This is a genomic window from Cyanobium sp. N5-Cardenillas (genome assembly GCF_024345515.1).
GTDB lineage: Bacteria > Cyanobacteriota > Cyanobacteriia > PCC-6307 > Cyanobiaceae > Cyanobium.
Genome location: NZ_JAGQBG010000109.1, coordinates 1 through 10,133 on the forward strand (window position 1 = coordinate 1; position 10,133 = coordinate 10,133).

Annotated in this window: 10 protein-coding genes and 1 pseudogene; 4 read left to right on the plus strand and 7 right to left on the minus strand. The window is 68.7% G+C overall.

Annotated features, from left to right (window positions below):
* Nucleotides 1-41 precede the first annotated feature (41 nt).
* Nucleotides 42-470, plus strand: coding sequence for a hypothetical protein (locus tag KBZ04_RS09845; protein ID WP_254991765.1), 429 nt, complete (start codon nucleotides 42-44; stop codon nucleotides 468-470).
* A gap of 24 nt (nucleotides 471-494) precedes the next feature.
* Nucleotides 495-914, plus strand: a complete 420-nt coding sequence (locus KBZ04_RS09850; RefSeq protein ID WP_254991766.1) for a cytochrome c oxidase assembly factor Coa1 family protein — start codon at nucleotides 495-497, stop codon at nucleotides 912-914.
* A gap of 7 nt (nucleotides 915-921) precedes the next feature.
* On the opposite strand, the gene mtnA is transcribed toward KBZ04_RS09850, so the two are convergent.
* Nucleotides 922-2,034 (minus strand): S-methyl-5-thioribose-1-phosphate isomerase, encoded by a 1,113-nt coding sequence (gene mtnA / locus KBZ04_RS09855; protein WP_254991767.1) that lies wholly within the window; start codon nucleotides 2,032-2,034, stop codon nucleotides 922-924.
* A 99-nt stretch (nucleotides 2,035-2,133) separates the two neighbouring features.
* Between mtnA and KBZ04_RS09860 the strand changes: the two genes are divergently transcribed.
* Nucleotides 2,134-2,340, plus strand: coding sequence for a hypothetical protein (locus KBZ04_RS09860; protein ID WP_254991768.1), 207 nt, complete (start codon nucleotides 2,134-2,136; stop codon nucleotides 2,338-2,340).
* A gap of 35 nt (nucleotides 2,341-2,375) precedes the next feature.
* On the opposite strand, the gene KBZ04_RS09865 is transcribed toward KBZ04_RS09860, so the two are convergent.
* Both KBZ04_RS09865 and KBZ04_RS09870 read right to left on the minus strand, forming a co-directional pair.
* Complete coding sequence (locus tag KBZ04_RS09865) at nucleotides 2,376-2,753, minus strand: cyclic nucleotide-binding domain-containing protein (RefSeq protein WP_254991769.1); 378 nt, start codon at nucleotides 2,751-2,753, stop codon at nucleotides 2,376-2,378.
* Nucleotides 2,754-2,912: 159 nt separating this feature from the next.
* Nucleotides 2,913-5,684, minus strand: coding sequence for a cyclic nucleotide-binding domain-containing protein (locus KBZ04_RS09870; protein ID WP_254991770.1), 2,772 nt, complete (start codon nucleotides 5,682-5,684; stop codon nucleotides 2,913-2,915).
* A gap of 146 nt (nucleotides 5,685-5,830) precedes the next feature.
* Here KBZ04_RS09870 and KBZ04_RS09875 point away from each other — a divergent pair, with 146 nt between their 5' ends.
* Nucleotides 5,831-6,544 (plus strand): class I SAM-dependent methyltransferase, encoded by a 714-nt coding sequence (locus KBZ04_RS09875; protein WP_254991771.1) that lies wholly within the window; start codon nucleotides 5,831-5,833, stop codon nucleotides 6,542-6,544.
* On the opposite strand, the gene KBZ04_RS09880 is transcribed toward KBZ04_RS09875, so the two are convergent.
* From KBZ04_RS09880 to KBZ04_RS09895, 4 genes and pseudogenes are all read right to left on the minus strand, one after another.
* The gene (locus tag KBZ04_RS09880; protein WP_254991772.1) at nucleotides 6,541-7,266 is read right to left on the minus strand and encodes an MBL fold metallo-hydrolase; all 726 of its coding nucleotides are present in this window, start codon (nucleotides 7,264-7,266) and stop codon (nucleotides 6,541-6,543) included. The genes KBZ04_RS09875 and KBZ04_RS09880 overlap by 4 nt on opposite strands.
* Before the next feature lie 93 nt (nucleotides 7,267-7,359).
* On the minus strand, nucleotides 7,360-8,217 hold the full coding sequence (locus KBZ04_RS09885; RefSeq protein WP_254991773.1) for an ABC transporter six-transmembrane domain-containing protein: 858 nt from the start codon (nucleotides 8,215-8,217) through the stop codon (nucleotides 7,360-7,362).
* Between the two features lie 33 nt (nucleotides 8,218-8,250).
* Entirely contained in the window at nucleotides 8,251-9,885 is a 1,635-nt protein-coding gene (locus KBZ04_RS09890) for an alpha/beta fold hydrolase (RefSeq protein ID WP_254991774.1), read from the minus strand.
* Nucleotides 9,818-10,133: pseudogene (locus KBZ04_RS09895) on the minus strand (DNA alkylation repair protein); the annotation flags it as partial. The pseudogene KBZ04_RS09895 and the gene KBZ04_RS09890, both read right to left, overlap by 68 nt.

Sequence of the window (10,133 nt, forward strand, 5' to 3'; positions counted from 1 at the left end):
GAATCGGGGTACGGTTGCCCTGCTGCCGCGAACACCAAGCCATGCATTGGCGTCCCCGTCTGCTGGCCCTCTCCACCTCGCTGCTGGTGGGAGCCGGCGCCCTGGTCGGCGGCGCCGCCCTGGCCACCCCGGCCGGATCGCTGCTCAAGGGCCTGACACTGCCGCTGCCCAAACCGGCCGCCAGCCTGTTCGCCGCCAATGCCATCGGCCAGACCAGCCTCAACACCCAGCTGCCCGGCAAGCCGGACGAGCTGCTCGCCAAGGTGAAGGCGTCCCTGGCCAAGCAGGGCTACAGCGAGCGCAAGATCAACACGGTGGTGGGACCGTGGGGCTTCAACCTGGTGCTGGATCCGCCGGCGGGCACCAAGGTGGATGGCACCGCCGACGGCAAAGCCGCCGCCCTGGTGCTGCAGGCCACCGCCATCGGCCCCAACCAGCTCAACCTCAACGTCCGCTTCGAAGGGCTCTGAGGGGTCACGGGCCCGAGTCACCCCATGGGCAGCAAGCCAGCCCCCAGTTGGTGGGCCCGCAACTGGAAGTGGCTGGTGCCGGCCGGCTGCCTCACGGGGTTGGCCGGGGTTGCCGGCTTCATCGCCCTGATCGTCGGCCTCGTGTTCGGGCTGATCAAATCGACCACGCCGTACCAGCAGGCCCTGGCCAAGGCCCAGAGGGATCCGGTGGTGATCAGCCGGCTGGGCACGCCGATCCACGGGGGCCTGCTGGTGTCCGGCAGCGTCAATCTTTCCGGCGGCACGGGCCAGGCCAACCTGGCCATTCCCCTGCAGGGGTCCAAAGGCAGCGGCACCCTCTACGTGGAAGCCCGCCAGAGCGCCGGCACCTGGAGCTACTCCACCCTGACGGTCCAGCCCGATGGCTCCGGAGAGCCGATCAGCCTGCTGCGGCCCTCGCTCTGAAGCCGGCTCAGCCCGCGGCCACCGGGGCGGCGTAGAGGGCCTGGAGGCCCGCCTCGCTGGCCGGCGCCACGCCCCGCTCGGTGAACAGGGCCGTCACCAGCCGGGCGGGGGTGACATCAAAGGCGGGGTTGAAGCCGTCACTGCCATCGGGGACCAGCTGCACGCTGGTGGGCTCCCCTGCCGTGGGCTTGCCGGCGATGCGGGTCACCTCCAGGGGGGAGCGGGCCTCGATCGGGATCTCCGCCACCCCATCGGCGATCGACCAGTCGATGGTGGAGGCGGGCAGGGCCACATAGAAGGGCACGCCGTTGTCGTGGGCGGCCAGGGCCTTGAGGTAGGTGCCGATCTTGTTGCAGACATCGCCGCAGCGGGTGGTGCGGTCGGTGCCGACGATCACCGCATCCACCTGGCCGTGCTGCATCAGGTGCCCGCCGGCGTTGTCGACGATCACGGTGTGGGGCACCCCCTCCCGGCCGAGCTCGAAGGCCGTCAGGCTGGCCCCCTGGTTGCGGGGGCGGGTCTCGTCGACCCACACGTGGATCGGCAGGCCGGAGCGGTGCGCCTTGTAGATCGGCGCCAGGGCCGTGCCCCAGTCGACCGTGGCCAGCCAGCCGGCGTTGCAGTGGGTGAGCACGTTCAGGGGCTGGCCGCGGCGCTCCTCGGGGCGCCGGGCGGCGATCTCCTGGAACAGGCGCAGGCCGTGGTCGCCGATGGCCTCGCACATGGCCACGTCCTCCTCGGCGATGGCGGCCGCCTCGGCCTTCGCCGCCTCGGCGCGCTGCTCCGCCGCCAGGGGCAGCACCCTGGCCCGCACCCGCTCCAGAGCCCAGCGCAGGTTGATGGCGGTGGGGCGGGTGGCATCGAGGCGCTGGAAGGCCGCGGCCAGGGAGGCATCGGAGGGATCGGCCTGCAGGGCCAGCATCAGCCCGTAGGCCCCGGTGACGCCGATCAGGGGAGCCCCCCGCACCACCATGGTGACGATCGCCTCGGCCGCCTCCTCGACGTTGGCGAGCGAGCGGGTGACGAAGCGGTGCGGCAGCAGGGTCTGGTCGATGACACCGACCGAGCGGCCGCCCTCCTCCAGCCAGATGGTGCGCCAGGGCCTGCCGTCGATGTTCATGGTCGTGGAAGAAGCAGACAGATGGTTCCGATCATCCCTGCCGGCAGGGCAGGGCCGAACCAGGGCCATAGTTTGAACCCAGTTCGTTGAGCGCCGACGGTGAAGTCACGGCCTGCCCTTGTTGGAATCGGCCTGCTGGTGGGCCTGCTGGGCGCCTGCGATTCCGCTCCACCGGCAAAGGTCGTGGCACCGGCTCCGGCGGAATCGCCGTTGCTGGCTCCGATGAACAAGGCCAGGCAGGCCGTTGATCAGGTCAATGCCGCCCAGGATCAGCGCAACAAGGCAATCGAAAACGCCCACCAGTGATCGGGGCCGGTGGGCGCTCAGGGGAGCAGGCTGTTTCAGCCCCGCCTGGCGTCGCGCAGCAGCCTCGCCATGCGCTGCAGCAACTTCCAGCCGATCACGCCGTTGGCCTCCACCAGGGGGCGGAAGTCCCCGTAGGTGAGGCCGTAGCCATCGAGGCGGGTGGCGGCGGTGATCGTGGCCATGCGGGTGCCGTCATCGATCAGGGCGATCTCACCGAAGAAGTCGCCGGCACCGAGCCTGGAGCGCACCGTTCCCTGGATCGCCACGGTCGCCTCGCCGGCCTCGATCACATGGAAGGCGGAGCCGCCGGAACCCTCCTCGATGAGCGTTTCGCCGGCCTCGAAATCCTGCTCCTTGAACAGAAGGGCGATCTGCTGGAGCTCCTCGGGGCTCAGATCGGCGAACAGCGGCACGGGCTGCAGGACTTGGACGGGGGCACCGCGCATCAGGGTCCGGCCAAGGTGGTTGCCCGGCACTGAAGCAGAACCAGGGCGCCATCGGCAAACGCCCACCCCAGATCACGGCCGGGGCCGTGACCCCCCTCGCAGCTCAGGGCGAGGTGCCCCCTGGCTTCAGGCGCCGCCGGCCCGCATCAGCCGCTGCAGCTGGCCGCTCTCCAGCTCCAGCACCCGGCGGGCGAAGTCGGGATCGCGCTCCAGCACCGCATCGAAGGAATCCACAGGCACGGCCAGCAGGCGGGTGCCATCGGCCTCGGCCACGATCGTGCTCTCCGAGGCGCTGTGGGTGAGCACCTGGAGTTCGTCGAGCACCCTGCCGGGCTGAAGGTCCCGCACCCAGGTGCGCTCGCCGTCCCGGTGATGGACCCGGGCGATGCCCTCGATCAGCAGCAGCAGCTCCCGGCAGGTGTCGCCCGCCTCGGTGATCAGGTCGCCCTTGGAAAAGGAGCGCACATCGGCCTGGGAGGCCAGGGCATCGAGGGTGTCGGCGTCGCTGCGGCGGAAGAAATCGCTGGTGGCCAGGAACACCCGCTTCTCCAGTTCCGGGAAATCCCGCAGGTCTGGGGGGCCGTCGAGGGCCTCGACCGCCTGGGCGGTCTGGCGCAGCAGGGGCGGGGCCCCCGGCCCATCCAGCGCGGCCGCCAGGGCCCGGGCCCGGCCGCCATCGAGGCAGGCCGTCAGGAACAGGGCGGAGGCCGCCAGTTTCGGACTGGGATCGGCAGCCAGGCTGGCCAGGAAACTGAGGGTCTCGTCGACGGGCACCTCCAGGGAACAGGAAGGGGCCTCGCCACCGGGGTGGGAGAGGGTTTCGGCGACGGCCTCCGGCAGGCGGCGCTCCCAGCCCTCCCGGCGCAGCAGCTCCGGCAGCTCCAACGGCGCAATGGCCTGGAGACGCTGCACCAGGGCGGGCACCGCCGGATCCTCCTGGAGGGTGGCCAGGCCATCGAGGATCGCCCGCAGCGTCAGCTCCTTGCGCAGCTGCAGCCGGTCGTCCAGCAGGGCCAGCACGGCGGACTGGTGGCGCAGGGCGCTCTGGTGCAGGGCGCGGTAGCCGTCGGTGAGGGCCGGCAGCCGTTCCAGCAGCAGTTCCAGCTTGTGGATCGCCGCCGCGGCGGGGGAGAGGTCGTCGAGCACCCGCTCCTCCTCACGGGAGGAGATGCCGTACTCGCGCCGCAGGGCCTGCAGGGCGGCACCATCGGGGCCGCCCTCCACCGGGCCGCTGCCGAGGCGCTGCACCAGCATCAGCCGCTCCAGCGACTTGCGGTAGCCGCTGAGGCGGATCTGGTCCTCCAGGCTGCGGCGGCTGTCGGGATCCAGCAGGCCGGGATCCTCCACGCCGAGCTCATCGAGCAGCTGGCGGTGCTCGCCGTCGCTGATGCCGAGGGAGAGGCGCATCTGCTTGAGCACCTCCAAGCTGCTGGCGGCATTGACGAAGCCCTCCTCCAGGGCCTCCCGCACCACGCCCTTGTAGGCCTCATGCCGCTTCTGGCCGGTGAAGCCGGGCAGCACCTTGGCCAGCACATACACCTCCTCGGTGCCCAGGTCGGCGAGGGAGCGGCCGTCGAGATAGCGGCCCACATCGAGATCGAGGCGGGTGAGCTGCTTGCGGAAGCGTTCGGCCAGGTTCTCGCGGCCGTAGAGGTCGGGGGAGCGGTTCCAGGCCCGGTAGAGCCAGAGGGTGCTCACCGCCATCAGGGTCACGTCGAACAGGTACTGCGCCCAGTCGGGAGCCAGCAGCAGCAGCGGCCGGCCGGCGAACTGGAAGAAAAAGTTGAACACCAGGAAGGTGGCCACCACGAACACCCGGTGGCGGATCCGCTCGCGGTCGGGCTCAACGCCGCGGCGCCGCACCTGGGTGCGCAGGGCCGACTCGATCGCCCGGCCGGCGACCGTTCCCAGCCAGGTGCACAGCCCCAGGAACAGCGGAACCGCCACCAGCTTGGGCACATCGATCGGCTGGCCGAGGATGAAAAAGCCTGGCCGCAGCAGCTGGGCCAGCTGGTCCTCCTGGCGCAGCCAGATCCCAGAGAAGTAGTAGTCCCAGTTGCCGGCGTAGAGGTAGTAGTAGACGAAGTAACCGAACACCAGGCCCACATAGCCGTAACGCTCGAAGGCGAAGGCGGGGCTGGGCAGTTTGGCCCAGTAGGTGCGCTCGGCGTCGATGTCGATGCAGGGCTGCTGGCAGGCCACGCAGGCGCTCTGCTCGCTGCCATCGGGCTGCACGGTGCGGCACATCGACTGGGTGATCGGCGTGCTGGCCATGTGGGCCTTGCTGCCCAGCAGGCCGGTGGGGGTGGAGAAGATGCTCTGCACCGGCGCCATCGGGCAGAAGTACTGGCACCAGCTCTTGCCGCCGTAGAGCCAGCCCACGGCGATGGCACAGCCGATGGTGAAGCTGAGCCAGGCGAACAGCACCAGGCGGTCGGCATTGAAGAAGAGGATGCGGCCACAGAGGCCCACGAACAGCCAGCCGAACTGCAGCCGGGAGTAGTGCTGGCCCAGCCAGGAAGCGGCCGGCACCTTGGCCAGCTGCAGGCGCTTCTCGCCCGTTTTGGGGTTCACCTTGGCGATCTGGCGCTGCAGCCCCAGGGCACGGGGGATCTGGGAGAGGAAGGAGAGCGGGCAGATCCGCCGCCACAGCTCATGGCCGAACACCAGCAGGATGAAGATGCCCGACGGCACGACCAGGCCCCAGAACAGGGTGGTACCCAGGGGGTAGGGGGTATCGCCCAGGCAGGCGCCCTGCACCGGCACGCAGGACTCCGGCAGCCGCAGGGGGCTCCAGGGGTGGTCGGGCTCGGTGAAGCGGGGCGTGAACGGGTCGTAGAGCAGCGAGAGGATGATCAGCAGCCAGCCGGTGGTGAGCGCCCAGCGCACCAGATGCATCCGCCGTTCCGTCACTGAATAACTCGCGCCGCGGCGCCTAAGTGGCGCTGACCATAGCGATGGCCTCAGAAAGTCGACGGGCTGGCGGTGCCGGGGGCCAGGGGCTGCCATCCTCACGGTGGAGGCTGACGCCCGCACACCACCGGATGGACTTCTTCGATCGCCAGTGGTCCACCTACCGGGCGGTGGTGGACCACGACCTGATGCAGCACCGCGCCCTGACGGCGGCCCTGGGCCAGGCGCTGGAGGCCTGGCTGGCGGCACGGCCGGCCGGCTCAGCGCCGCCCCGGATGGTGGATCTCGGCTGCGGCGACCTGGCCGTGATGGCCCCCCTGCTGCGACGCCTGCCGCTGGGCTCCTACCTCGGCGTGGACCTCTCCGCCCCGGTGCTGCCCCGGGCGGCGGCCGCCCTGGTCCCGGTGCCCTACCCCTGCCAGTGGCTGGATCAGGATCTGCTGGCCTGGGCCGAAGCCGAACCCGGGCCCGAACCGGTGGACCTGCTCCATTCCGCCTTCGCCATTCACCACCTCAGCGACGACGACAAGGCCCGCTTTCTGCGGCTCTGCCGCCGCCATCTGGCCCCGAACGGCCTGTTCCTGTGGGCCGACGTGTTCCGCCCGCCCGGGGAAGACCGCCCGGCCTACGTGGCGCGCTACGTGGACCGGATCCGCCGTGACTGGGGCGCGTTGGCGCCCGAGCAGCAGCAGCCGGTGATCGACCACCTCAGCCAGTTCGACTTCCCACCGGATCGCGACGCCATCCGCCGCACCGCCGAGGCCTGCGGCTGGACGTGGCAGTGGCTCTGGCAGGGCGACCACCGGGCCGAAGCCCTGGCGGTGCTCACCCCGGCGACTCCCTAGCCCCCTTCAAACCCCTCCTGGATCACCCCCGCCAGATCGAGCAGCATCTGCTCGCTGCTGCCGGTGAACGAGGAGCCGTGCATGACGGCCAGGGTCTGCGGCTGGAGCGCGGCCAGCCCCTTCAGCAGGCCCGCCGACTGGCCGGTGTAGGGCATGTAATCGGCCAGGGGGCCGCTCTGCATCTGCTGCATCGCCTGGCGCGCCGGACCGATCAGGTCCGAGGACGTCACGGCGGCGACATCACCGAACTGGTGGAAGAGATCGGAGCAGAACAGGGTGCGGCGGGTCTCCTCGAACAGCAGACCGGCGTCCCAGCCATGGGGCAGGTGGGGGGTGCGGTGGAAGCGGAAGCGGTACTGGCCGGTGCTGAGCACGTCGCCCTCCGCCATGCCGTGGGCGGGGCGGAGGGCGAAATCATCGACACTCACCAACTTGCCGACGAGGGTGCACACCGGCTGGGCCAGGGGCGCCAGCTCCAGCCAGTGGTTGAGGCCACCGATCTCATCGGATTCGAAATGGCTCCAGGCGATGTGGCGCAGCTGGGTGGGATCGATCAGGGTGGCCACGGCGTCGCACAGGGCCGGAAACATGCCCTTGAGCCCGGCGTGAAACAGCAGCGGCTCCTCGTCGCGCACCAGGAAGTGGTTGAACTGCAGATCGAACTCCGGCACGTGGACCGAGAGCCGGAACAGGTCGGGGGCGATCTCAGAGACGACAACCATGGTTCAGGGGCCGTTGGACTGCATCATTTCCAGATCAGCCTGCCAGTTCGCCGGAGACGGATCGATCAAGCCCTCGCTCCGGGCTATGGCGTCTCAATCGGCGGCCGCGGCATTCCCCAGCCGTGCCCGGATGTCGCGGAGCCGGGCGACGTTGTTGACCAGCGCCGGAGCGCTGTCGAGGCCATCGAGATAGTCGAACACGTAGGCCAGCACGGCATAGATGGCGCCGGCACTGAAGCTTGTCGATCGGGTGAAGTCGATCAGGAGCACCACCAAGGCCACGATCGTGGCGAGTTCCGTCACGGTCCAGGTCCACGATTCGCTGTCGGAGAGCTGCACATGCCAGCGCCGCACGCGGCCGAAGTGGCGCCGCAGGCGCAGCGGACGGGCCGCCTCGATGTCCTCGATCTCGCGCTCGATCTGATCGTTGAGGCCGCGGTGCAGGCGCAGGGCGCGCCGCCAGTACCAGCCATTGACGAGCCCCATCGGCAGCAGCACCGCCATGGCGATGAGTCCGGCCTGGAGGTCGTAGGTGAACAGCATCACCAGCGAGCCGACCACGGTCACCACCTGGGAGAACATCATCGGCACGTCGGCCTCGAAGAAGCCGACCATGTCGCGCATCATCTCGACCCGCGCCGACACGATGCTGGTGCCGTGGCCCAGGCGTTTCTGCTCGCCCACGGTGCGCACGGCGAGGCGGGCATAGAGCCCCATGAAGACCCGGGTGTCGAAGCGCTGCCGCACGAAGGCCGTGACCAGGTGCACGAGCCATACGGCGATCAGCGCCGAAAGGCCCCGGTAGCTGCCCTTCAGCAGCCCGTCGACCGCCCAGCCGGTGATGGCCGGATAGGAGAGCGTGCAGAGGTTCTCCAGCAGGGTCAGGGAGTAGGTGCCGGCGATCGAGAGCCGTTCAGCGCGGGAGAGGGTGGAAAGGAGCGTCTGCGGCATCACCAGGCCCTGATGTCCCCAGCCTGGCAACGATCACTCAACGACGAACGCCGGCTTGACCTGGGCAAGACAACCGCTGTCGGGCGCCTGCCTGGGGTTGGCCAGAAAGTCGGCGGCGATCTGGGTCACGCAGGCGGCTGCGGCCATCCCCGGCGGCGCAAAGAGCGCCCCATGGCCAACACCGGGGAAGGTGACCACGTAGGCGGTGGTGAGGTTGCTGGCCACGGCTTCGCCGTACGGCGCTGGCGTGACCGGGTCGTCGCTGCCATTCAGCACCAGGGTGGGGATCTGCCGATTGGCATAGACAAAGGGAGGTTTCTGCTCCACCTGGAGCACGTCGCAGGCGTTGTTCACCGCTTCGGCTTCGCGCAGGCCCAGGGGGAGCAGCTGCGGGTAGGGCGGCGGCAGCACCTGGGCGGGCTGGAGCCGAACCGATCGACCCCGGGCACAGACGACCGTGTGATACATCCCCCGGGCCCCATTCGGTTCGAGATCCGACAGGGATTCGGCGATCCAGCCGAAGTTGCCCTGGCTGGCGGCATGGATGAACCGGGGCAGGGAACTGCCGCGGGCCGATTCACCGGAATAGGGCCGGGCGAGATAGGGCACGACGCCCGTGATGAACGCGTTGCCGTCGAGCTGGGTGGTGAATGTCTTTTTGCTCGAGGGAATGGTGAGGGTCAGGGGCACGGGCTTCTGGTTGAGCCGATCAACAATCACCAGAAACGTCGTCTCCAGATTTGGGTAGGCCGCGTTGCACTGTGGGTCCTCTGCGCAGGCGCGGAACATGTTCCTCAAGGAAAAGCTGAACGTATGACTTGAGGCCAGATTGAAATCCAGATCCGGCCGCACGACGCCATCGAGGATCACGCTGCGGAGTTTGGGCCTGTGCTTGTCGGCCTGGGCGATGACGTATTGCCCCAGCAACGTGCCGTAGGACACGCCGTAGTAGTTGAAGACCGGATAGCCCAACGTCTCGGCGACGGTGTAGATATCGGCCGCATTCTCGCGGGTGTTGAAGACGCTGGGATTGATCCCCTGGGCCTTCAGGCGAGCGTTACAGGCCCTGATCCAGCTCGGATCGGTATAGCTCTGTTTCCCCTGCGCCACGGCGATGTTGTGGGCATTGAGTTCAGGGCAGAACAGGAAAGGCTTGGCGAACCTGGTGCCCCGCTCTTCCACGAAGATCAGATCACGGGCCTGCAGCAAGGCCGGCAGTTCGGGGTACTTCGGGAGAGCCCCATTGGCGATGTCACCGATGGTGGAATCCCCAGGGCCGCCTTGCTCCACAAACAGGGGATCAGCCGCCGGGGTTTGGCCCGTGCTGCGGGTGCGGACCACACCGAGTTGGATGGTGCGTCCCTTGGGCTTCGCATGCTGCTCCGGGACGGTGACGTAGCCGCAATCCGACTGGGCTGCGATGGCGGCGGGCACGTCGAAGGTCTTGCAGTCGACGGATTTCCATGCCTGGCCGAACTTGGCCGCACCTTGCGCTGCATGGCCAGGAGCGGAACCGCCACAGGCAACGACAGCAATGGCGACGAGCGCGAATCGGACCAACGGAGTTGACGGCGGCCGCCCATGAAGCGGTTGATGGATGTTAGCAAGCGGCTGCACGAATCTTCCGTGCGCGTGCATCGCCCTGCTTGGCTGGATAGCGAACCGCATGGCGGATCAACCACTGCAGATCTGTGGAGGCTCCGTCCTGCAGCCAACGCTCACAGGTTGCATAGACGAGATCCGGATGGTCTTTGGCGATGTCCCCCAGGTGGTTGGCAACGCTGCGGCGGACGTACAGCGATGGATCATCTTTGAGAGATTCAAGGATCGGCAGTGTTGGCCTCGGATCGTCCACAAACGAAGCAATGCGTTTGCCCCAGGGGAGCCTTGGGCGCGTCCCCTCGCTGCAGAGGCGC